This is a genomic window from Pontixanthobacter luteolus, assembly GCF_009828095.1.
Lineage (GTDB): Bacteria > Pseudomonadota > Alphaproteobacteria > Sphingomonadales > Sphingomonadaceae > Pontixanthobacter > Pontixanthobacter luteolus.
Map to the genome: position 1 here is coordinate 84230 of NZ_WTYP01000002.1, position 20809 is coordinate 105038.

Annotated in this window: 24 protein-coding genes; 18 read left to right on the top strand and 6 right to left on the bottom strand. The window is 59.9% G+C overall.

Features of this window, described 5'->3' with window-relative positions:
* Window positions 1–2: 2 nt before the first annotated feature.
* The 5 genes from GRI43_RS08870 to GRI43_RS08890 are packed head-to-tail and all read left to right on the top strand — an operon-like array spanning window position 3 to window position 4742.
* Window positions 3–959 carry an AAA family ATPase gene (locus GRI43_RS08870; protein ID WP_160731655.1) on the top strand — a complete coding sequence of 319 codons (957 nt, stop codon included), beginning with the start codon at window positions 3–5 and terminating at the stop codon, window positions 957–959.
* A gap of 12 nt (window positions 960–971) precedes the next feature.
* A complete protein-coding gene (locus GRI43_RS08875; RefSeq protein WP_160730785.1) occupies window positions 972–2300 on the top strand; it encodes a DUF58 domain-containing protein in 1329 nt (442 codons plus the stop codon).
* A complete protein-coding gene (locus GRI43_RS08880; RefSeq protein WP_160730786.1) occupies window positions 2297–3358 on the top strand; it encodes a stage II sporulation protein M in 1062 nt (353 codons plus the stop codon). The genes GRI43_RS08875 and GRI43_RS08880 overlap by 4 nt, the downstream gene beginning before the upstream one ends.
* Window positions 3355–4278 carry an RDD family protein gene (locus GRI43_RS08885; protein WP_160730787.1) on the top strand — a complete coding sequence of 308 codons (924 nt, stop codon included), beginning with the start codon at window positions 3355–3357 and terminating at the stop codon, window positions 4276–4278. The genes GRI43_RS08880 and GRI43_RS08885 overlap by 4 nt, the downstream gene beginning before the upstream one ends.
* Window positions 4275–4742, top strand: a complete 468-nt coding sequence (locus tag GRI43_RS08890) for a GNAT family N-acetyltransferase (protein WP_160730788.1) — start codon at window positions 4275–4277, stop codon at window positions 4740–4742. The genes GRI43_RS08885 and GRI43_RS08890 overlap by 4 nt, the downstream gene beginning before the upstream one ends.
* Window positions 4743–4745: 3 nt before the next feature.
* Here GRI43_RS08890 and GRI43_RS08895 read toward each other — a convergent pair whose 3' ends face one another.
* On the bottom strand, window positions 4746–5813 hold the full coding sequence (locus GRI43_RS08895; protein WP_160730789.1) for an isoaspartyl peptidase/L-asparaginase family protein: 1068 nt from the start codon (window positions 5811–5813) through the stop codon (window positions 4746–4748).
* A 136-nt stretch (window positions 5814–5949) separates the two neighbouring features.
* Here GRI43_RS08895 and GRI43_RS08900 point away from each other — a divergent pair, with 136 nt between their 5' ends.
* Both GRI43_RS08900 and GRI43_RS08905 read left to right on the top strand, forming a co-directional pair.
* A complete protein-coding gene (locus GRI43_RS08900) occupies window positions 5950–7182 on the top strand; it encodes a mechanosensitive ion channel (protein WP_160730790.1) in 1233 nt (410 codons plus the stop codon).
* A 53-nt stretch (window positions 7183–7235) separates the two neighbouring features.
* Window positions 7236–7751 carry a GNAT family N-acetyltransferase gene (locus GRI43_RS08905; protein WP_160730791.1) on the top strand — a complete coding sequence of 172 codons (516 nt, stop codon included), beginning with the start codon at window positions 7236–7238 and terminating at the stop codon, window positions 7749–7751.
* On the opposite strand, the gene GRI43_RS08910 is transcribed toward GRI43_RS08905, so the two are convergent.
* The 4 genes from GRI43_RS08910 to bufA2 form a co-directional block, all read right to left on the bottom strand.
* A complete protein-coding gene (locus tag GRI43_RS08910) occupies window positions 7748–8680 on the bottom strand; it encodes an alpha/beta hydrolase (RefSeq protein ID WP_235903705.1) in 933 nt (310 codons plus the stop codon). The two genes, GRI43_RS08905 and GRI43_RS08910, sit on opposite strands and share 4 nt — an antisense overlap.
* Before the next feature lie 63 nt (window positions 8681–8743).
* Entirely contained in the window at window positions 8744–9520 is a 777-nt protein-coding gene (locus GRI43_RS08915) for an HvfC/BufC N-terminal domain-containing protein (RefSeq protein ID WP_160730792.1), read from the bottom strand.
* Window positions 9520–10356 carry an MNIO family bufferin maturase gene (gene bufB / locus GRI43_RS08920; RefSeq protein ID WP_160730793.1) on the bottom strand — a complete coding sequence of 279 codons (837 nt, stop codon included), beginning with the start codon at window positions 10354–10356 and terminating at the stop codon, window positions 9520–9522. The genes GRI43_RS08915 and bufB overlap by 1 nt, the downstream gene beginning before the upstream one ends.
* A 117-nt stretch (window positions 10357–10473) precedes the next feature.
* Window positions 10474–10752, bottom strand: a complete 279-nt coding sequence (gene bufA2 / locus GRI43_RS08925; RefSeq protein ID WP_160730794.1) for a BufA2 family periplasmic bufferin-type metallophore — start codon at window positions 10750–10752, stop codon at window positions 10474–10476.
* 198 nt (window positions 10753–10950) lie between these two features.
* On the opposite strand from bufA2, the gene GRI43_RS08930 reads away from it, so the two are divergent.
* The 5 genes from GRI43_RS08930 (at window position 10951) to GRI43_RS08950 (ending at window position 14344) form a co-directional block, all read left to right on the top strand.
* Window positions 10951–11235 (top strand): BufA1 family periplasmic bufferin-type metallophore, encoded by a 285-nt coding sequence (locus GRI43_RS08930; RefSeq protein ID WP_160730795.1) that lies wholly within the window; start codon window positions 10951–10953, stop codon window positions 11233–11235.
* Window positions 11236–11279: 44 nt separating this feature from the next.
* Entirely contained in the window at window positions 11280–11741 is a 462-nt protein-coding gene (locus GRI43_RS08935; protein WP_160730796.1) for a DoxX family protein, read from the top strand.
* Window positions 11742–11769: 28 nt separating this feature from the next.
* Window positions 11770–12300 (top strand): sigma-70 family RNA polymerase sigma factor, encoded by a 531-nt coding sequence (locus GRI43_RS08940; protein WP_160730797.1) that lies wholly within the window; start codon window positions 11770–11772, stop codon window positions 12298–12300.
* A 2-nt stretch (window positions 12301–12302) separates the two neighbouring features.
* A complete protein-coding gene (locus GRI43_RS08945; protein WP_160730798.1) occupies window positions 12303–12944 on the top strand; it encodes an NrsF family protein in 642 nt (213 codons plus the stop codon).
* An 89-nt stretch (window positions 12945–13033) separates the two neighbouring features.
* The gene (locus GRI43_RS08950; RefSeq protein WP_160730799.1) at window positions 13034–14344 is read left to right on the top strand and encodes a sensor domain-containing phosphodiesterase; all 1311 of its coding nucleotides are present in this window, start codon (window positions 13034–13036) and stop codon (window positions 14342–14344) included.
* Window positions 14345–14348: 4 nt separating this feature from the next.
* Here GRI43_RS08950 and GRI43_RS08955 read toward each other — a convergent pair whose 3' ends face one another.
* Window positions 14349–15356 carry a zinc transporter ZntB gene (locus GRI43_RS08955; RefSeq protein ID WP_160730800.1) on the bottom strand — a complete coding sequence of 336 codons (1008 nt, stop codon included), beginning with the start codon at window positions 15354–15356 and terminating at the stop codon, window positions 14349–14351.
* A 228-nt stretch (window positions 15357–15584) separates the two neighbouring features.
* Here GRI43_RS08955 and ispG point away from each other — a divergent pair, with 228 nt between their 5' ends.
* The 6 genes from ispG to GRI43_RS08985 are packed head-to-tail and all read left to right on the top strand — an operon-like array spanning window position 15585 to window position 20770.
* Complete coding sequence (gene ispG / locus GRI43_RS08960; protein ID WP_160730801.1) at window positions 15585–16712, top strand: flavodoxin-dependent (E)-4-hydroxy-3-methylbut-2-enyl-diphosphate synthase; 1128 nt, start codon at window positions 15585–15587, stop codon at window positions 16710–16712.
* On the top strand, window positions 16712–17422 hold the full coding sequence (locus GRI43_RS08965) for a hypothetical protein (RefSeq protein ID WP_160730802.1): 711 nt from the start codon (window positions 16712–16714) through the stop codon (window positions 17420–17422). The genes ispG and GRI43_RS08965 overlap by 1 nt, the downstream gene beginning before the upstream one ends.
* 3 nt (window positions 17423–17425) lie before the next feature.
* Window positions 17426–18880, top strand: coding sequence for an NAD(P)-binding protein (locus tag GRI43_RS08970; protein ID WP_160730803.1), 1455 nt, complete (start codon window positions 17426–17428; stop codon window positions 18878–18880).
* Window positions 18877–19410 carry a thioredoxin family protein gene (locus GRI43_RS08975; RefSeq protein ID WP_160730804.1) on the top strand — a complete coding sequence of 178 codons (534 nt, stop codon included), beginning with the start codon at window positions 18877–18879 and terminating at the stop codon, window positions 19408–19410. Before GRI43_RS08970 ends, GRI43_RS08975 begins: the two co-directional genes overlap by 4 nt.
* A complete protein-coding gene (locus GRI43_RS08980) occupies window positions 19407–19844 on the top strand; it encodes a hypothetical protein (protein ID WP_160730805.1) in 438 nt (145 codons plus the stop codon). The genes GRI43_RS08975 and GRI43_RS08980 overlap by 4 nt, the downstream gene beginning before the upstream one ends.
* 2 nt (window positions 19845–19846) lie before the next feature.
* A complete protein-coding gene (locus tag GRI43_RS08985; RefSeq protein WP_160730806.1) occupies window positions 19847–20770 on the top strand; it encodes an arginase family protein in 924 nt (307 codons plus the stop codon).
* Window positions 20771–20809: the final 39 nt, after the last annotated feature.

Sequence of the window (20809 nt, forward strand, 5' to 3'; positions counted from 1 at the left end):
CAATGACGCTCGACGAAGTGCGCGGTCTCGCCGCGTCGATCCGCGAGCAGGTATCGAAAGCGGTCGTCGGCCAGACTGAGACCGTCGACCATCTGCTGATCGCACTCATCAGCGAAGGCCACGTCTTGCTGGAAGGCCCGCCGGGGACCGCCAAGACATTTCTTGCCCGCTGCTTCAGTGCTGCGCTTGGTCTCGACTATGGCCGTATCCAGTTCACCCCTGACCTGCTGCCGGGCGATATCCTCGGTTCGAACCTGTTCAATTTCCAGACCAGCACCTTCACGCTGACGCGCGGACCCATTTTCTGCGAACTGCTGCTGGCCGATGAGATCAACCGGACACCGCCGAAAACGCAGGCCGCCTTGCTCGAGGCGATGCAGGAACGGCGCGTGACGCTGGACGGTGAAACGCACAGCCTGTCGGACCGGTTCATGGTTGTCGCAACGCAGAACCCGATCGAGAACCAGGGCGTTTACCCCCTGCCCGAGGCGCAGCTTGACCGGTTCCTGTTCAAGGTGTTGATCGATTACCCCAGCCTTGAGGAAGAGGCCGCCATCGTCACCCGCTTCGGCGACAGGCAAGGTCCGCAAACCCCGGCAGATTTCGGGATCGAGGCAGTTACAGATACGGCAAGGCTCGGGCGCGCCAGCGCCGCGCTGGCGCAGGTGACCGTCGCGTCGGAGATAACCGATTACATCGTACGCCTGATCCGCGCGACGCGCGAAAATGCAGACCTGACCAGCGGGGCCAGCCCGCGCTCAGCCGTGCTGCTGGCCAATGCTGCGCGGGCGCGGGCCGCACTGGAAGGCCGCGATTACGTGATACCGGATGATGTGAAGGCGCTGGCAACTGCGGTTCTGCGCCATCGTCTCGTCCTGAGCCCGGCCGCCGAAATCGAGGGCCGCGAAGTGGAAGCGCTCGTCGCGGAGCTGGTCGAAAGCACAGAGGCGCCAAGGTAAGAGCACAACCGCGTGAAATTCCCCATCCTTCCCACGGCCCGCGCGGCCTGGCTGACCGCACTGGCAGCGCCAATTGCCATCGTGATCGCCGCAACCGCGCCCGATGCCTGGCTGATGGTGCCTGCTGCTGCGGTTGCCTTGCTGGTGCTCGTGGTGCTGGATGGCTTGCTCGCCGGAAAATTGACTGACTGGCGCGTCATTGCACCAGCCGATTGCGAAGTGGGCGAGCCACTGAAAATGGGAATTCTGGCGGAATTTCGCGGGCGCGCTGCATGGTCGCGGCCCGAAGCGGCGTTGCAGGTCGACACGAGGCTCGCAGAAACAGGCAGTATCGAAACGCTGCTGGAATTCGATACTGCGGCTGACACATGGCAAGGCTTGGCTGAACCGGTGCCCAATCGCAGGGGGACAGCGGGTATCGGCCAGATGTGGCTGCGATGGTCGGGGCCGCTTGGGCTTGGGGCCAGGCAGGTGAGCCATGAACTGAACAATGAAATCCGCATCTGGCCCGATTTGTCTCCGGTGCGCTCGCCAGAGCTGCAGAATTACCTGCGTGACGCGCAATTCGGTCTGATCGCGCGGCGCATTCGCGGTGAAGGCACCCAGTTCGAGGCGCTGAGCGAATACGAACCCGGCATGGACCGGCGGCGGATCGACTGGAAAGCCAGCGCCCGCCACACACGTCTGTATGCGCGCGAAAACGAGAGCGAGCGCAACAACCAGATCGTTTTCGCTTTCGATTGCGGACAAGCCATGTGCGAACCTGTCGACGGCCTGCCGCGGATCGACCGTGCAGTGACCGCCGCGCTGACCGCTTCCTATGTCGCGCTGAAGGGGGGCGACCGGGTTTCGCTGTTCGGATTTGCCCAGCGCCCTGAAGTGATCACACCGTTTATCAGCGACACGCGCGCTTTCTATCAATTGCAGTCAGCCGCGGCGGGCCTCGACTATCATGCGGAAGAGCCGAACTTCACGCTCGCCCTCGCCTCGCTCACCGCCAAGCTGAAACGGCGGTCACTGATCGTCCTGTTCACCGATTTCACCGACCCGACCGGGGCGGAAATCATGGTCGAAAGCGTCGGCAGGCTGACGGAAAAACATCTGGTCCTGTTCGTCACAATCGAAGATGCAGAACTGGCAGAGCTGGCCGATCAGGACCCCGCCACGATCAGCGATCTGGCTGCCGCAGTTACCGCCGACACGCTTTCCCGTCAGCGCGCAGTCGTGCTGCAAAGGCTGCGGCAGATGGGGGTCGACATCATCGAGGCACCGTATGACCAGATCGGTTACCGGCTGATCGACGCCTATCTCGACATCAAACGCAGCGGGGCAATCGGATGAAGGCGCCCAGTCTGAATATCTTCAAGCGCAAGCAGGAAATGGCCACCGCGCCGGACATCGAGGCCGCAACCCTGCGGTCCGACAGATTCCGGCTGCAGCGCGAAAATGAATGGCGCAGGCTGGAAGAAATTCTCGACCGGCTGGAAAGCGGGCGACTGCGCAAACTTTCGGACGATGACGTGCTTGCCCTGCCCGCACTTTACCGGATGGCAGCATCCAGTCTGGCAGTAGCGCGCGAGACATCGCTCGACGCTTCTACGCTGGGTTATCTCGAAACGCTGGTCCAGCGCGCATGGTTTCAGGTGTACGGCCCCCGCCAGGGCCTGACATCCTGGATGCGCAAGTTCTTCGGCGGGCAACTGAGCCAGTCGATCCGCGAAATCTGGCTGGACATCTGTGTGGCGCTGTTCGTCATGATCATGGGCACCATTACCGGCTGGATTCTGGTGAGCCGCAACGTCGAATGGTATTATTCGCTGGTGCCGACCCAATTCACGGACACCCGTGTTCCCGGGGCCAGCCGCGAGATATTGCTGGAAAGCCTGAAGGTTGAAGACAGCGCACAGGGCATGTCCGCTTTCGCAGCCCAATTGTTCAGCAACAATGCCGGGGTCGCGATCCTGGCCTTCGCGCTGGGCTTCGCCTTCGGAATACCGTCATTGATGTTGCTGGTGCATAATATGGCCGTACTCGGCGCGATGATGTGGCTGTATGCGAGCGTCGGTCTGCATTGGGAATTTGCCGCGTGGCTGAGCGTCCACGGAACCACCGAATTGTTCGCCATCCTTCTCGCCGGGGCGGCTGGAATGCATATCGGACGGAAGATGGCGTTCCCCGGCAAGAAATCGATCATGGCCGCCGCTGCAAAGGGCGGGCAGCGCGCTGCCCAGGTCATGATTGGCGTGGTCACCATGCTGATCTTTGCCGCAGTTCTTGAGGCTTTCCCGCGCCAGCTTGCCGGGACCGAGGCGCGCGCGATTATCGGCGTGTTCATGCTGCTGTTCTGGCTCGCCTATTTCTTCGGCTACGGCCTCGGCCGCAAGAGGCCTGCGTCATGAGCCGCTCTTCTTCAAACCCGGCCAAAATCCGCGAGCGACTGGCCAAACGCCAGCGAACCCTCGTCACTCCCGAAGGCGTTGCGCTGCCCCTGACGATTGCATCGCGAAGCGCCCGTGCCGGTGCCTTGCTGCTCGATTTCACAATTCTGTCGGTCACCACAACGGTGCTGACATTGCTGCTGATCTGGATTGCTTCGGGCACCGTGGTCGAAACCGAATTGACCGAATTGCCCGGATCGACCGAGTTCCTGTTCGTGGTCTGGTCGCTGATGTGGTTTATCGCTTGGAACGGCTATTTCATATTCTTTGAAATGGGGCCGCGAGGCGCAACTCCCGGAAAACGGGCCGTGGGAATACGCGTGGCATCACGGGCGGGAGATCGCCTGACACCGGAAGCCGTCGTCGCGCGCAATCTGCTGCGCGATGTGGAACTGTTCCTGCCGCTGGTATTCCTGCTGACTGCCCCCTCTGGTGAAGCCGGGCTGGCCGGCTGGGCCGCGATGCTGTGGTTCCTGGTGTTCCTGCTGTTCCCGTTCTTCAACAAGGATGCGATGCGCGCCGGCGACCTGATTGCCGGAACATGGGTGCTGGAAGTGCCCAAGACCCGGCTTGACCATGCGATATCCACCGGCGGGGCTGCCGCTCATGGCTCCAGCCAGCTCACCGGCGCGGCATATCGCTTTGGCGACGAAGAGCTGGCCGTCTATGGCGAATATGAACTGCAGACCCTTGAACGGGTGCTGCGTGATGGACGGCCCGAAGCGATCGAGGCGGTTGCCGAGACGATCTGCCGCAAGATCGGCTGGAATCCCGGATCAGGGGATGAACGCGCCTTTCTCGAAGCGTTCTATGCCCAGCTGCGGGCCAAGCTGGAAAGCGACATGCGCTTCGGCAAGCGAAAGGTAGACAAATTCGCATGACAAGCGGTTTCGAAATTCGCGAGGGTGCCCTGGACCAGCCGCAGGTAAAAGACCTGCTGTCGGCGCATTTGCAGGAAATGCATCGTTGGTCGCCGGCCTGCAAAGTGCACGCAATGCCAGTCGAACGCCTGCAGCAGCCTGATGTGACATTTTTCGCCGCCTGGCAGGGAGAAGACCTCGCGGCGGTCGGCGCGCTGAAGCAGATTGATGACGCCCGCTGCGAGATCAAATCCATGCGTGCGGCCCCCGCATTTCGCGGCCGCGGCGCGGGGGAGGCTATCCTCGTTCACCTGCTGGCCCAGGCGAAAGCGCGGGGGTGCAACTGGATTGGGCTGGAGACTGGCCGGCACGAAGAATTCATCCCCGCCCAGCGGCTTTACCAGAAACACGGCTTCACCGAATGCGAACCGTTCGGCGACTATGTTTCCGATGATTTCAGCCTGTGTATGGAGCTTCGCCTCTAACCGTCATTCGTCATCGAATATGGCAACTTCGTTCAGGCCGTCGCTGGCCGCGCGGCCGCGATACATACCCTGGGTGTTGAAGCTGAAGATCGCCTCGCCTTCGGGAGAGACGATGATCACCCCGCCATCACCGCCGAGATCCTTCACCTCTGCCATGACGGCGTCGGCCACTGATTGAATAATCTCGCCGGTCAGTCCGACACGGGCAGCCTGGCTGTCAGCATCACTTACGCCAAAATCATCCAGCGCCATCTGCCCGGTCAAACGCAGCCGGGTGCAGATTTCCTGCGCGACGCCGACACGGATGAAATATTCGCCCGCCCCGGTCGCGGAAACCGCACAGCTGCGATTGTCCGCATAAGTGCCCGCTCCGATGATCGGCGCATCCCCGATCCGACCCCACCGTTTGCCGGTCAGCCCGCCAGTCGACGTGCCAGCGGCCAGATTCCCGTGAGTGTCCAGCACGACCGCGCCGACCGTGCCGAACTTGTGATCGACATCCAGCGCGGTAAGTTTTTCCGCTTTCATGCGTTCGAGCGCTTTCCTGCGGTGTTCGGTTTCGAACCACGCTGGCTCAACCAGTTCGATACCTGCATCAGCCGCGAATTCTTCTGCGCCTTCACCGCTCAGGAACACATGCCGCCCGTCCCGCATCACCGCCTCTGCCAGCAAGATCGGGTTTTTCACCCGGCGCACACCGGTAATCGCGCCCGCCTTGCGCGATGCGCCGTCCATCAGCGCGGCATCCAGCTCGTTCACGCCTTCCCAGGTGTAGACTGCGCCCTTGCCTGCGTTGAACTTGGGATCATCCTCCATCGGAATTATCGCCGCCTTCACCGCATCCATGGCTGTTCCGCCCTCTTCCAGCACCGCTATCCCGGCATCGAGCGCAGATTGCAGCGCGGCCTTGTATGCGGCCTGTTGCTGCTCGGTCATCTTGTCACGGTCCATCGTCCCGGCCCCGCCGTGAATGGCAATCGACCAACGCGGCTGGTCTGCCGGATCGTGTGCGGCGATGGGTGTTGCGGCGAATACGGCAAGCACGGCCGCGAGTATGGTGAAATAGCGCATGGCGCGAAAACTAGCAGGTCACGCGGCCATGACCAGCCCAATCAAACAGAGGGTTTTCCACTGCAATCATTAACCGATTTCATCTTTCACCGGCGGCATGGTAAGTTTCTTTTTCGTTCTATTGGGGAGAATGGACATGCGTTTGGGTAATTATGTTTTTGATCAGGAAGTGGCGATGCAGCTACTTTACAAGCTCGGCGAGGCCGCGCTTATCCTGATTGTTGTATGGGCACTGGCCAAGGCAGCGAAATGGGCCTTTGCCAAGCTAGTCGACAATGTCAGTTTCTTCCAAAGGAGCACCGGCAGCGGGTCGAGCCTGGGCGAGTCTTTGGGCAAAATTGTCAGCCTGCTTATCTGGCTGCTCGGCCTGCTTGCGATATTGCAGGTGTTCGATCTGGGCGGGGTGATGAGCCCTGTGCAAACGCTGCTCAACAATATCATGGGCTTCATCCCGAACCTTGTCGGGGCCGCGCTGATCTTCTTTGTCGGTCTGATGATCGCCAAGATCGTGCGTGACATCATCATCACTGCGCTGACCACGGTCGATTTCGACAAGTGGGCCAATCGCGGCGGTGTCGATACCGTCACCGGCAACAGCACCATCAGCAAAACGATCGGGACGATCGTTTACTCTCTGATCGTCGTGTTCATCTCGATCCTGGCTCTCGATACGCTGCAACTCGAAAGCGTTTCGGCACCGGCCAGCGATATGCTGCGGATGATCTTCAACGCGATCCCGAACATCATCGGTGCGGCATTGCTGCTGGGCATCGGTTACCTCATCAGCCGCTTCGTCGCCGATGTGCTGCGGGAAGTCCTTGGCGGCCTCGGGGTTGATCGATCGCTAGGTGCAACCGGCCTCCTGCCCGAAGGCACCACCGCGACCGACATTATCGGCCGCGTTGTCCAGATCGCCATCGTGCTGTTCTTCGCAATTGCTGCGACGCGCCTGCTCGGCTTTCCGGAACTTACCAACATCCTCGACCAGATCCTCGAGCTTGGCGGACGGGTGATATTCGGTGCGGTCGTGATCGGTGTCGGCTTCCTGATCGCAAACCTTCTGGCGAAGGTAGTCAGCGGAACCGACGAAGGATCGATGGCCAGCACCATCGTTCGCTGGGCGACGATCGTCCTCTTCACCTTCATGGGCCTGCAATATACCGGCGTTGGCGAGATCATTACCGAAACAGCGTTTTCGGCAATCGTGATCGGTATGTCGGTGGCAGGCGCCCTGGCGTTCGGCCTTGGCGGCCGCGACTGGGCTGCCCGCAAGCTGGACCAGATGGACGGCACGGAAACCGGCAATCCCCCGAAAGCGAAGAAGAAAGCCGCGCCAAAATCGGACAAGCCGCTCCCACCAGGGGCGTAATGCTGACTGGCCAGCTTTAACAAAGCGGCAAACAAAGGTAGGGGCGCAGGGTCATGATCCTGCGCCCCGCTTCTTTGTCCGACATACCCGCGCTGGCCGAACTGGGCCGATCCAGCTTTTGCGCCAAATTCGAACATCTCTATGATGAAGGCGATCTCCAGCCATTCCTGCAGCAAGTGTATTCCATCGAAGGGGTTACCGGAGACTTCAACGAGCCGAACTTCATCTACCGGCTGGCAGAAGATGAAACCGGCCTGATCGGCTATTGCAAGATCGCTATCGAAAGCGGGTACGCCGAACATTCCGATGCCCGCAAACCGATGGGACTATACCAGCTTTACACAGCACCGGACCGCACCGGACAGGGCATTGGCGCTGCTTTGACCGACTGGGCACTGGGAGAGGCCCGTGAGCGCGGCTGTGATGCGGTTCAGCTATCGGTCTACAGCGAGAATTTCGGCGCGCAGAAATTCTACCAGCGCTATGGATTTGCCAAGATCGCCGACATTGAATTCTGGGTCGGCAAGCAATGCGACCATGAATTCCTGTTTGAACTCAGGCTCGATTAAGCGCCGGTTTCCAGAAATTTTCTGACTTCTGCGAATGTGTCTTTCGCTTCCCGCGTGAAGGTAAGCGCCATGAATACATGGGGGCCGCCTTCATATTCTAGCAGACGCGTCGGGACACCTGCAGCACGGGCCTTGGCGGCGAAAGTCCTGCTGTCGACCATGAACACATCGTGCCGCCCCTGGAAAATGGCCATCGGCGGCAAGCCTGAAAGGTCGGCATAAAGCGGACTTGCAACCGGATCATCGAGCGGCCGGTCGTGCGCCCACCACTGGCCAAGGACGCGCAGGCTGTCCACTTCCAGCATTACGTCATGCGGTTCTATCCCGCGGGCTGCTTCGTCTCTCATTCCCATGTCGAGCCATGGGGCGAAGGGAATCAGTCTGGCTGGCAATGACTTACCGTCATCGCGGCGCAACAGAGCAGTCGCAATCGCCAGATTGCCTCCCGCGCTGTCACCGCTCAGCGCGATCCGTTCATCGCCCCAATCAGCCTTCACGGCCTCATAGACCTCTTCTGCCTGCGCATAGACGGATCGGTAATCGTGTTCCGGCACCACATTGTACAGCGGCACGGATATGCTTGCCCCCGTTGCATCGACCATTGCGGCGACCAGCGGCCAGTGCTCCTTGAACATGGGCAGGAAGAACCCGCCCCCATGAAAATAGATGATGTGCCATTCACCCTTGCCGCCCTTGGGATGAAGTGTGACCACCGGCTGATCTGCCGCCGTCCAGCGCTCTATATCGAACCGGGTTTCGAATTTTTCGGGCATGGGCGCATCGACCGGCGCAGGCCGATGCGGGACATTCGCCTGCAACTTTTCCGCGCCCTTGAAATCGCTTTCCTGCCTTCCGACGACCCATTCGCCCAGCCTCATCCTCAGGCTAGGCTTGCTGAAGCGAAGCTCGCAAATATCGTCTTTGGCCAATCTTTTTCTCCCTCTGTGAACAGAGAGAAGACGTTGACGCACGTCAGGTCAAGTGAGCGGAGCCTAGGCCAGACCCGCGATCAGTCCGTTGCGCAGCCAGTTCGCAAGGATCGCTCCCGCCTGCGCGACCCCCTCACCCTCACCCGTCACGCCGACCAGATGGGCGCATACCTCGCCAAAAGTCTGGCCGCCCAGCATCATACACAAGGCTTCACCTTCGTGCGTATCTGTCAGCATGAACACTGGTTTGAAGCCATCACGCCAGACGGCGCAGTATTGGCCGGCGCCAGAGGCACACTTGCCTGCTTCGCCGATACCATCGCCAAGCAAACGCCAAAGGGCGACGATATCGTGGTCAACCCGCCGCACCTCCATGCCGGGCACGAATTTGAAGCGTAGCCGCGCCCAATCGTTTTCGTTGTAGCGGCCCGTCGCTTCGGCGAATGCGGGGCCATCAACTGGCTGCGCATCCGCAGCAACGAAACAGCGGTGCATCGCCGCTTCGAGCCAGGCCAGTTCGGCCACCTCCGGATCATCTGCGAACAATAGCTCGAGCGTGTCTGCAAAGCCATTTCCTGCATCATCCAGCGTCCAACTGCAGGGCGGGCAGGTTATCAGATGATGCGCAGCCGCGCGGCGAAACGCATCTTCACCGACCCATTTGGCGGTCCGCTCATACGTACCGCGCAGCGCATCGACGAGCCTTGCCCGGTAAGCATTGCGGTAGATTGCCAGACCTTGTGCATGCCTGCCTGTCCAGCCTTCAGGCAAGGCACTCGTATCGTCGAGGACATGGGCCATGAATTCCTGCTGCAGATCTGCGATTGTCTGCGCCGACATCAGGCGCCTGCCATCGCGGGACAAGCCCCATCAAACTCGCGCGCTGCATCCAGTTCTGCGAGCAATTCAGGCAAGGGCGGAATGGCATCGTCCCGCTCGATCATAACCGCCACCGGCCCGGTCATATCGCGGGTCTTGGCATAAAGCTGCCAAACTTCGTCACATACCGGCTGGTCATGCGTGTCGATCTTGATTTCACCATCGGTATGTCCGGCAAGATGTATCTGGCGCACCCGGTCCATGGGCAGGCCAGCCAGATAGGTTTCCGCTGAAAATCCGTGGTTGTGGGCGCTGACGTAGATGTTGTTCACATCGAGCAGCAGGTAGCAGCCCGTGCGCATCGCCATGGCCGAAATGAACTCCCATTCGGTCATCTCATCTTCGGGAAATGTCAGGTAACTGGACGGGTTTTCAAACAGCATCGGCCGCGAGAGCGTATTCTGTGCGTGATCGATATTGTCGCACACCAGATCAAGCGCCTGGTGCGTATAGGGCATTGGCAGCAGGTCGTGACTGTTGTGCGCGCTGGTCCTGGTCCAGCAGAGATGGTCCGACACCCATAGCGGTTCGATCCGGCGCACAAGCCGGTTCAGCGCATCCAGATAATCGCGATCAAGGCCGTGTGCGGAACCGATCGACATGGATACTCCGTGCATGGCGACCGGCAAATCGGCACGTACATGCTCAAGAATACGCAGGGGATTGCCTCCATCCACCATGAAGTTTTCCGAGATTACCTCAACGAAATCGACAGGCACTCTGCCAGCCTCAAAATCGCGGTAATGGTCCCGGCGCAATCCCAGGCCGTAGCCAGAGAATGGTTCGATTGCGCTCATGCTACGCTCCGTGAAAAAGCGGCCCGGCAGTGTGGGGGAGGGGGTCGGGACTACCGGGCCGCAGCCGAGCAAGCATTCGCTCGATCGGCGGGTTTGATCTAGAGGGTCAGTCGGCGATCAACCGATATCGCCGATCGTGCCGCCCTTGGTCAGGCAATCACCGGCCTTCATTGCCTTGAAGCCGTGACCCTTGCAGGCATTCTGCCCTTTGCAGGCATTTTCAGTCGTCGCGCAGTCTGCATTGCCTGCACAGTCATGCACGCCGTAACAATGGACCGTGTCGCTGGCGCCGATTGCGCGGCCGGAACTGCCGGCAGGTGCGTCAGCAGCGAAAGCGGCGGCGGAAGAAAGAGCGAAAGCTGCTGCGGTCGCAGCGAAGATCGATGTGTTGGTCATCAGGGCATCCTTCAATTCAGTAACGGGATTGTATGTGTCCGTTTCGGACGCTGGGTAATTCGCCCCTCTGCAGCAGAAGGTTACACACAAGACTTTCATCGGCCCGCTGCAATCAATGTAACCAGACCTGCATTTGCACCGAACTCCTGAGCGTCCCCGGCATGATCGGGGCCCCCTAAGACATTCAGGAGATATGACATGCACAGCAATGAAATCGGAAAGATCGGCGCCCTCGTTCTGGCCGCCGGAATCAGCGCGGGTCTGGCTATGACCCCGGCTGCGGCTCAAAGCGGCGGCAAGGAAAAATGCTACGGCGTTGCCAAGGCTGGAAAGAACGATTGCGCAGCCGGCCCCGGCACCAGCTGCGCCGGCACTTCGACCCGCGATTATCAGGGCAACGCCTGGAAGCTGGTCGACAAGGGTTCCTGCGAAACGATCAAGACGCCCAAGGGCAAAGGCTCTCTGAAGCCGATCAAGCGCTAAGCAAAGCGCCCCAACAAGCACGTAGCCAGCAAGGGATTTGAGCGATGCAGCGTTTGACCATGGTATATGACCGGACAATCCGGATTCTTTCCGGCAGGCTGATTGAAAGCCTGGCGCTGCTGCTCAACCGGCTGGCGCTGGCAGGGGTATTCTGGCGTTCAGCCAGGACCAAGATTACCGAAGGCACCATCCTGCAAATCGACGAGACGCAATATTACCTGTTCGAGGAATTCGGCCTGCCGATCCCCACCGATATTGCCGTTCCGTTGACTGCCTATGCGGAACACTTCCTGCCCGTGCTGGTCGCGTTGGGGATTGGCACCCGCATCGGTGCGGCGGGGCTTCTCGCCATGACGATGGTGATCCAGCTGCTGGTATTCCCCGAGGCGTGGTGGCCGGTCCATGCCCTGTGGGCAGCGATGGCTCTGATCCTCATTTCCCGCGGTGCCGGTATCTTTTCGCTGGATGCGATTGTAACCAGACTGCGCGATCAGGCGAAACGCTAGGCAGGCGATAGGTACAGGAGCGGGACCCGTGATTGCAGACGAACAGACCTTGGCCCGCCTGATGGCCTCATCCCAGCAGGGCGACAAGCAGTCGTACAGCGTATTGCTGACCGAGGTGCAGCTCTGGCTGGAGCGATATTTCCGGCGTCGCTGCGCCCCTGCACAAATGGATGACCTTGTGCAGGAGGTAATGATGGCCGTTCATAAAAAACGTGCCACTTATGACCCTGCCCGGCCATTCCTGCCCTGGCTTGCGGCAATTGCCCGCTATCGCTGGGTCGATCATCTGCGCAAAGTATACCGCAGCGCCGAGGATGCGCTGGAAGACTACGATGCGCCTGAGGACAGTGAAGAGGAAGCAGTGCTGGCCCGCCTCAGCCTGGATCGGATGTTTGGCCGCATTCCGGCAAAACAGGCCAGCGCAATCGAGATGGTCAAGATCGAGGGACTGTCGATCAGGGAAGCGGCAACGCGAACTGGCCAATCGGAATCCGCAGTCAAAGTGAATATCCATCGCGGGCTGAAAAAGCTGTCCGCGCTTATCGAGAAGGCAGAATAACGATGAATAGGGTGCCCAATCCCCTGATCGAACAAATGGCAAACGAGCTGGAGCCAGTGCGCGCCTTGCGCTTTCGCGACGGTGCATTGCTGGTCGGTCTGGCCGTGATCATAACAGTGCTGGGCGTCGAACTGCTCGACGGGATCTGGCGCGGGATCGCAGCGGGAGAAGCGTCTCCGTTTTTCCTTATTGCCAACGGACTGCTGCTGGTGCTCGGCTGCGCCAGTGCGAACAGCGTGATCGGGATGGCAACCCCGCAAGTCGGCAACCGCCATGACGGTCCCGGATGGGCGATGGCGATGGCAGCGGTGCTTCCGCTGGCCGCGTTCGTCACCTTGTTGGGCCATGATCACCCGGTGGCAGCTTTGCAGGATCCTTATGGGCTGGGATGCTTCGCTTCCGGAATGGCTGCGTCCATCCTGACTGCCGGCGCACTGATCCTGTGGCTTCGCCGGGGTGCCCCGGTTTCGCCAAAACTTGCAGGATTGCACATCGGTGTGGCGGCAACTGCGCTAGGCTCCGCCGCCTATGGCCTTGCCTGCCCGATCGACACGGTCAGCCACCTGGGTTTGTGGCACGCCGCGCCGGTGCTGGCCGGCGCCGTAATCGGGATGTTTGCCCTTCCCCCATTGCTCCGCTGGTGACGGCCAGAAGCATCCCTAGTGCCGCGTTAACCAGATGCGAACCATCCGTGCAGAGCGATGCTTCATAATTGCCGCCTAGTGGGTCAGGAATGAACCCCGTCACTTCTCGGAAGATCCCCCTCTTCAGCTCCAGCGACAGCGAAACAGGACCGGTAGACCGTATCCTCGATGCTGTCAGAAATCATCTCGGCCTCGAGATCGCATTCGTTTCCCGTTACGTCGATGAGGACCGGGAATTGATGAATGTCAGCAGCGATCTGGACCTTCCTATGGGCCCGGGTTTCCGCGAGCCGCGCGAAAATTCCTATTGCTGGCATATTCTGCAGGGCACGCTGCCGGAACTGATACAGGATCCGGCAGACTTCCCTTTCACGAATGAGCTCGCAATCACCGAAATGCTGCCCGTCGGCTGCCATTTGAACGTACCGCTCAAACTGTCGGACGGTTCGATCTATGGCAGTTTCTGCGCATTGAGCAGGCTGCCGGACCGAAGCATGGGCGAACGTGATCTTGGCGTGGTCAAGGCGTTTGCCCAATTGGCGGCGGAACAGATCGAAGTGACGCTGGAACAGGATGTCAGGCGATCCGCGCTGGAAAGCACGATCAGTCAATTGATTGCCGGACAGCGTCTGACGATTCTGCATCAGCCGATCCATATGCTGGACGGCGACCGCGCCGCAGGCGTCGAATGCCTTGCACGGTTCCCCGATGCGAAGACGCGTGGGCCAGATGCATGGTTCGGCGAGGCTGACGAGGTTGGCTTGGGTATCGAGCTGGAAATGCTGGCCGTGCGCTCTGCTCTGGAAACGCTGCCTTACGTTCCCCACGGATTCTACATGTCAGTCAACGCTTCCCCCGCGACGATTATTTCCGGCGCGCTGGAGCAGGCGCTGAACGAAAGCGATGGTGACCGACTGGTCATCGAAGTGACAGAGCACCAGCAGGTAGAGGATTTCACTGCCCTGAAGGAAGCCCTTCGCCGCATCGGGCCAAAAGCGCGCATCGCAATCGACGATGTTGGCGCAGGTTATGCAGGGCTGCGCCATATCGTCGATCTGGAACCCGACATTCTCAAACTCGACATGAGCCTGACTCGCGACATCCACCGTGATCCGGCCCGCCGCGCGCTGGCATCGGCACTGGTAGCTTTCAGCAAGCAGATCGGCAGCACATTGATCGCGGAAGGTGTCGAGAATTGCGACGAACGCGACACGCTGAAGTCACTCGGCGTGAAATACGGTCAGGGTTATTTCTACAGCCGCCCGCTTCCGGTGGTCGCTTCGCAGCAATGGTTGATGAAGACCGAGGGCGGGCGCGGCGACAATGTCGAGATCCGCAAACCGCGCGATATTGCCTTCGATAATGGCGTAGAAGTCGGTCAGCTAAGGCTTAGCGCCTGAACCTTCAGAGCCACTTCCATTTCCAGAAGAACACGATTTGCGCGGCGATAATCGTGACACACAGGGCCACAACGACCCAGAACGCATCGGCATCGTTCATGCCGGGCATTCCGCCAACATTGATACCGAGTAGCCCGGTCAGAAAGCCCAGCGGCAGGAAGATCGCCGCAACAATCGTAAGCAGGTAATTCGTCCTGTCCGAACTGGCCACTGCGCGCGCCCGCAATTCATCCATCAACACGACCGCGCTTTCCTTGCTGATGTCGATGTCGTCGAGATAGCGGCGCAGGCGGGCGATAGTTTCGGCAATTTCGCGTCGGTCGTGATCTTCGAACCATGCCGGGGCTTCGCGGCTGATAGCCTCGAATGCCACATGCTGTGGCCCCATGTGGCGCTGCAAACCCAGGCAATTCCGCCGGATGACCGCAATCTTCACCAGCATGGATTCGGCCTCGGCCTCGGGGTCCGAAGCCTCCAGCAGGTCGATATGGTCGTTCATGTCGACGATCGACGCGTTCATGCGGGCAATCATGTTTTCGGTTAGCGATGTAATCAGCGCCCCGGCATCGCTGGGTCCGCTGCCCCGATCAATTCCCGCCAGCGTATCGCGCGGGGTCTGGAGCGGATCGCGGCGCAGTGTAATCAGCCGCTGGCCGTCGCTCCACAGCTGCATGGAAACCATGTCTTCCGGCTCCGCACCGGGGTTGAAGTTGATCCCCCTCAGCGTCGCCACCAGCGTATTGCCTTCGCGGAATGCACGCGGCCGGGTTGCATCGCTGGTGAGCAGTTCCGCCGTTGGCTCAGGGACATCCATCTGATCCTGCAGCCACTCGTAAACACCGGGCTTGTTGCGGCACAAATGAACCCACAGCACTTCGCCGTCAGACTCCGGCTCCCAGTGGCCAACCTCGTCCCATTCGATCCGGCGGCCGCTGCCGCGTCCGTCGAGTACCCGCCCGAACAATAGCGGAGTTTCAGCGAAATTATTGTTCTGGTCGGTGGCTTGGATCATGCGCGCTTTTTGCGCAGATCGCCGCACGGCGCAATCGGCCATCAACTGCGAAAGGGCCGAATTTGCCATTACATGAGCCGCCGGATGTGCACGCACGCCGATGAAAGCTGTCGCAAATTCGTAGGAAAGCCTCCATATGCCGATCAGCAACTGCCCTGTGCAGTTCGATCCGTTTTAGCGTAGACACGTGCCACATACTCTTCATGTGACAGACAAAGAGCCAGCAGGATGAATGAAATACGCCCTTGGCGCACCATAGAACGCCGGAAATGCCGCCAGATCATGGTCGGCGACACGCCGGTTGGCGGCGATGCCCCGATCACGGTCCAGACGATGACCAACACGCCGACCGAGGACGCGGTGGCAACTCTCGACCAGATACGGCGTTGCGAAGATGCCGGCGCCGATATTATTCGCGTATCCTGTCCGACCAAGGAAGCGACCGACGCGTTTGGCAAAATTACCAAGGCAGCACGCATTCCGATCGTGGCGGACATCCACTTTCACTATAAACGCGCGCTCGAGGCGGCCGATGCAGGCGCCGCCTGCCTTCGCATCAATCCGGGCAATATCGGATCGAACGAACGCGTCGCCGAAGTTGTGCGTGCAGCGAAGGCAAACGGCTGCGCGATCCGCATCGGGGTGAATGCCGGCAGTCTCGAAAAACACTTGCTGGAAAAATACGGCGAACCCTGCCCCGAGGCACTGGTCGAAAGCGCGCTTGATCATATCAAGTTGCTGCAGGACCACGATTTCCATGAATTCAAGGTCGCTGTAAAAGCAAGCGATGTGTTTCTGGCCGTAGCTGCGTATCAGCAGCTGGCCGATACCGTTGATTGCCCGCTCCACCTCGGGATCACGGAAGCCGGCGGGCTGATCGGCGGGACGGTCAAATCCAGCATCGGGATGGGCAACCTGCTGTGGGCCGGTATCGGCGACACCATCCGCGTATCGTTGTCGGCTGAGCCTGAAGAAGAAGTGCGTGTCGGCTTTGAAATGCTGAAAGCGCTGGGCCTGCGCACCCGCGGGGTTCGGGTGGTTTCCTGCCCCAGCTGCGCACGCCAGGGTTTCGACGTAATCCGCACCGTTCAGGCGCTGGAAGAACGGCTTCAGCATATCAAGACACCGCTATCGCTGTCGGTCCTTGGCTGCGTAGTCAACGGACCGGGTGAAGCGCGCGAAACCGACATCGGGCTGACCGGCGGCGGCAACGGCAAGCACATGGTTTATCTGTCAGGCGTGACCGATCACACTGTGCAGAGCGCCGACATGCTCGACCACATCGTCGACCTGGTCGAGGCGAAGGCCGCCGCGCTGGAGGCGGAAGCTGAACAACAAGCAGTTGCCGCTGAATAATGGGCGCAGTCTTCAAACGCTTCGCCGAGGTCCTGCGTGACGGGATATCATTGTTCTGGATCGCACCGCTGATCGCTGCTCTGGCTGTCGTACCCGAGTTCATCCAGCATGTGGCCGAAATCAACATCGGCATGTTTGCCAGCAAGGAAGCGTTCAATTCGCTCGCTTCGGATCCCCGGCGGATGGTCTGGGGCGTGCTGAAAATCGTCGGCCTGTTTCTGTGCATCATGGCAGCCGCACGGTTCTGGGGCGCACGGGATCGCGGCCAGAAATGGTGGGATGTACGCGGCCTGGCGTGGCGCAATTTCTGGATCGCGATTGTCCTCCTCGTGATTACGGCAATTCCCGGTTTGGTTTTGCCGTCGATCACCAGCAAACAGGTCAGCGACGTGGTCAGCATAGTCATCGGCATCGCTACATTGCCGCTGCTTGCCCTACTGATTGCAGGCCTGATCGGCGACAGGGACACCGGCCTTGCGGCGATCTATCGTTCGGGCTGGCTTGCTACCCTGCGAATTCTGATCTTCGCCGCTGCCGTATGGGTGCCGCTGCAATGGCTTCATGAACTCAATCACCAATGGGCGATGGGGCAGAGTGCTGCTGCGGTCTGGGCATTGATGGTATTCGATTCCCTAGTCGTCGGCGCACTGGCGATGCTGGCAGGCACGGCAATGCACCATGGATACGTCCTCCGGAGAACAAAGGAATAGCTAATGAGCGCGGATTTCGAGACCGATTACCTTGTTGTCGGCGCTGGTGCGGTCGGCCTCGCTTTCGTTGATGCGCTGCTTGACGAAGATCCCGACTGCCATGTGACGATCGTGGACATGCACGCCAAGCCGGGTGGACACTGGAACGACGCCTATTCCTTTGTCGCCCTGCATCAACCAAGCGCATTCTACGGCGTTAATTCCTTGGAATTCGGCGACGATGTGGTGGATTCGCACGGTCCGAACAAGGGGCTCTACCCGCTTGCAAGCGGCGCTGAAGTCTCTGCCTATTTCACACACCTGATGAACCGGCGCCTGCTGCCGTCCGGTCGCGTCTCTTACCATCCCCTGTCCCGGTATGACGGGGATGGTTCAGATGGCCATGCCGCATTTGATTCGATTCTTTCCGGCAAACGGACGAACGTGAAGGTGCGCAAGAAAACCGTCGATGCCACGTTTTACAAGACATCGGTCCCGTCCACCCACAAGCGCCAGTTCGGCGTTGCTCCAGGAACCCCGATGGCAATTCCCGGCGACCTGCCCGATCTGTGGAAACGGGGCAACGACCTGCCAGCCCATTATGCAATCCTGGGCGCGGGCAAGACTGCCATGGATGCAGGCGTATGGTTGCTACAAGCCGGTGTCGATCCTGACGATATCACCTGGGTTCGCCCGCGCGATTCCTGGTTGATAAACCGGACCTACACGCAGCCGGGGCCGGATTTCTTTGAAAAGGTCGTCGAAAACCAGATTGCCCAACTGAACGCTGCGGCAGAGGCAAAGACCGGCGATGAAATGTTCGAATTGCTGGGCCGCGGCGGATATATGCTTCGTATCGACGAAGACGTGAAGCCGGAGATGTTCCACTACGCCACGATTTCGGAAGGCGAGATCGATCTGCTGCGCCAGATCAAGAATGTCGTACGTAAAGGCCGGGTAACTTCGGTTGAACCGGGCAAGATTGTGTTTGCGGATGATGAACATTCTGTGCCTGGCAACACGCTGTTTATCGATTGCACGGCAACCGCTGTGCCGTTCGATGACACCCGCCAGCATGGGCCGCAGTTCCGCGGAGATACGATCGTGTTGCAACCTTTGCATGTTCCTCTGGTGACCTTCAGCGCGGCATTGACTGCATTTCTGGAGGTTCATTTCAGCGATGACGAGACAAAGAACCGCCTCGGCATCCCTGCACCGCTTACCGATACGCCAAACACCTATCCGCTGGGGATGCTCACCAATTTCATGAACCGCGGGGCTTGGTCGCAAAATCCGAAGATCGCAGCCTGGCTGGCGAAATCCCGGCTGGACCCAACTGGTACAACCTTCGCCAAAATGATGGCAGAGGGGGATACCAGGCTTGCTGTGATGGGCGGCTTTCAGGCGGCGATCGAGACCGGTATTCCGGGTCTGCAGCGGCTTGCCGAAGCGGCGCAGGCGGAACATCAGCCGCGATGAGAGGCTCCTTGCTTGCCGCTGCTCTGTTCGCGCTCACACTCGCAGGGTGCGCCTCCACTGGTACGCAGATGACCGCTGCTTCAGGCAGTGAAAAACATCCCGAAGCAAGGCTGTACGATGCCAGCCGCAATGCAGCGGCCGATGTCGACGCCGCGCTTTCGCGGGCACGCAGTTCCGGCAACCACATCCTGATCGTGCTGGGCGCAAATTGGTGTCACGATAGCCGGGCCTTCGCCGGGTGGACCGAAACCCCCCGGTTCAAGGAATTGCTCGGCTATCATTACGAAACCGTATTTGTGAATGTCGGCATGCCGCAGACAGGTGACGGACATAACATCGAAATTGCGAGGCGTTTCGGTATCGATGAAATCGTGGGCACTCCGACTGTCCTGATCCTGTCCCCTTCCGGCAGTCTGCTGAATGGCGAGACCGCCGGATCCTGGCGCAACGCCGCCAGCCGCACCGAACAATCGATTTACGAGGAGCTGGCAGGTTACATCCAGCACGATCCAGAGGTAGTGGCTGAGTGAACCGGCAATACGAGCTGAAGCTGATGGCTTACGAGCCATATTGGCGCGAATTGCTTGGCGCCTGGCTTCTTTCCATCCTCCTGCTGGCCTTGATCAAGGCCGTGCTGATCTGGATGCGCAAACCCAAGCCCGGCGAATTTGCCAGGTTAATTGGCCTCCCTTTTACATTGGCAATTTTTCTCCTTCCAGCGTTGGCATGTTTCCTCGGCGCGCTGCGCGCGCTCAATGACCATGGTTTCGCAGCGGCCATGGCTGTCATGATCGGCGGTCCGCTGCTGGCCATTTTCGCCGCCTACAAATTGCAGACATTTTTCATCTGGCTGCTCACAGGGTTTGGGCAATGGCCGCGCGAGCCCCGGCCCCGCCAACCTGCGGTGCCGCCACCCGCCGGATCAGTGCCCACAATCGACGGCAAACCGATTTCACTGGATTAGCCGTGCTGCACGTCGTCCATCATGCCGATTACATGGCGCCGCCACCGGAACGCGGCACGTTCAAATTCGACAAATACCAGCTCGTGATGATCGCCTTACGCGAATTTGCGCCTGACCACGGGGTCGCCCTGGTCGAACATGCCCCCGAACCGATGGCTCGCGAATGGCTGGAGGCTGTCCACTGCCCTGCCTATGTCGACCAGGTTTTCAGCGCCAGCGTTCCAAAGGACAAGGAACGCCGGATCGGCTTTCCCGTAACTCCGCATATCGCCAGCCGGGTACGCCATACAAATGGCGGAACATGGCTGGCCGCGCAGCTCGCTTTGGAGCACGGTTTTGCGGCGAACAGTGCGGCGGGCAGCCATCACGCTTTGCATGAAACAGGCGCGGGATACTGTGTGTTCAACGATCTGGCTGTCGCAGCCAATCGGCTGATCGCTGAAGGTACTGCAAGGCGCGTTCTGATCGCCGACTGCGATGTACACCAGGGTGACGGCACCGCCAGCCTGACCGCCGGGCGAGACGACATCTTCACCCTGTCTTTCCATGCGGAAAAGAACTTCCCTGTGCGCAAGGCGCGTTCTGACCTCGATATTGCCCTTCCCGACAAGGCTGGCGACGCCGAATATCTCGCTGCGCTCAACCGCCATTTGCCCGGGGTGCTCGACAGGTTTCGGCCCGACCTTGTGCTCTATCAGGCCGGGGTCGATCCGCACGAAGACGACCGTCTGGGCCGCCTTTCCCTCACCGACAAGGGGCTGGACAAGCGCGACAGGTATGTCGTGGCGACGATACGGCAACGCGGCATTCCGGTCGCCAGCGCACTGGGCGGCGGCTACGGCAATGATCAAAGGGCGGTCGCTGATCGTCACGCAAGGTCGATGCTGGCCATGGCAGACGAGAACCGCCGCATTACACCGCGCTGACACAACGGTTCGGCCCTTTCCCGTTCACCTGCCAGCTAC

What these genes read in the sequence shown, in the direction of transcription:
- GRI43_RS08935 (WP_160730796.1), top strand. Translation starts at nt 11,280, where the DNA reads ATGCAGCGTTTGACCATGGTATATGACCGGACAATCCGGATTCTTTCC.
- GRI43_RS08965 (WP_160730802.1), top strand. Translation starts at nt 16,712, where the DNA reads ATGGGCGCAGTCTTCAAACGCTTCGCCGAGGTCCTGCGTGACGGGATA.
- GRI43_RS08970 (WP_160730803.1), top strand. Translation starts at nt 17,426, where the DNA reads ATGAGCGCGGATTTCGAGACCGATTACCTTGTTGTCGGCGCTGGTGCG.
- GRI43_RS08905 (WP_160730791.1), top strand. Translation starts at nt 7,236, where the DNA reads ATGATCCTGCGCCCCGCTTCTTTGTCCGACATACCCGCGCTGGCCGAA.
- GRI43_RS08975 (WP_160730804.1), top strand. Translation starts at nt 18,877, where the DNA reads ATGAGAGGCTCCTTGCTTGCCGCTGCTCTGTTCGCGCTCACACTCGCA.
- ispG (WP_160730801.1), top strand. Translation starts at nt 15,585, where the DNA reads ATGAATGAAATACGCCCTTGGCGCACCATAGAACGCCGGAAATGCCGC.
- GRI43_RS08885 (WP_160730787.1), top strand. Translation starts at nt 3,355, where the DNA reads ATGAGCCGCTCTTCTTCAAACCCGGCCAAAATCCGCGAGCGACTGGCC.
- GRI43_RS08895 (WP_160730789.1), bottom strand. Translation starts at nt 5,813, where the DNA reads ATGCGCTATTTCACCATACTCGCGGCCGTGCTTGCCGTATTCGCCGCA.
- GRI43_RS08870 (WP_160731655.1), top strand. Translation starts at nt 3, where the DNA reads ATGACGCTCGACGAAGTGCGCGGTCTCGCCGCGTCGATCCGCGAGCAG.
- GRI43_RS08950 (WP_160730799.1), top strand. Translation starts at nt 13,034, where the DNA reads ATGAACCCCGTCACTTCTCGGAAGATCCCCCTCTTCAGCTCCAGCGAC.
- GRI43_RS08955 (WP_160730800.1), bottom strand. Translation starts at nt 15,356, where the DNA reads ATGATCCAAGCCACCGACCAGAACAATAATTTCGCTGAAACTCCGCTA.
- GRI43_RS08915 (WP_160730792.1), bottom strand. Translation starts at nt 9,520, where the DNA reads ATGTCGGCGCAGACAATCGCAGATCTGCAGCAGGAATTCATGGCCCAT.
- GRI43_RS08900 (WP_160730790.1), top strand. Translation starts at nt 5,950, where the DNA reads ATGCGTTTGGGTAATTATGTTTTTGATCAGGAAGTGGCGATGCAGCTA.
- GRI43_RS08945 (WP_160730798.1), top strand. Translation starts at nt 12,303, where the DNA reads ATGAATAGGGTGCCCAATCCCCTGATCGAACAAATGGCAAACGAGCTG.
- GRI43_RS08890 (WP_160730788.1), top strand. Translation starts at nt 4,275, where the DNA reads ATGACAAGCGGTTTCGAAATTCGCGAGGGTGCCCTGGACCAGCCGCAG.
- GRI43_RS08880 (WP_160730786.1), top strand. Translation starts at nt 2,297, where the DNA reads ATGAAGGCGCCCAGTCTGAATATCTTCAAGCGCAAGCAGGAAATGGCC.
- GRI43_RS08930 (WP_160730795.1), top strand. Translation starts at nt 10,951, where the DNA reads ATGCACAGCAATGAAATCGGAAAGATCGGCGCCCTCGTTCTGGCCGCC.
- bufA2 (WP_160730794.1), bottom strand. Translation starts at nt 10,752, where the DNA reads ATGACCAACACATCGATCTTCGCTGCGACCGCAGCAGCTTTCGCTCTT.
- bufB (WP_160730793.1), bottom strand. Translation starts at nt 10,356, where the DNA reads ATGAGCGCAATCGAACCATTCTCTGGCTACGGCCTGGGATTGCGCCGG.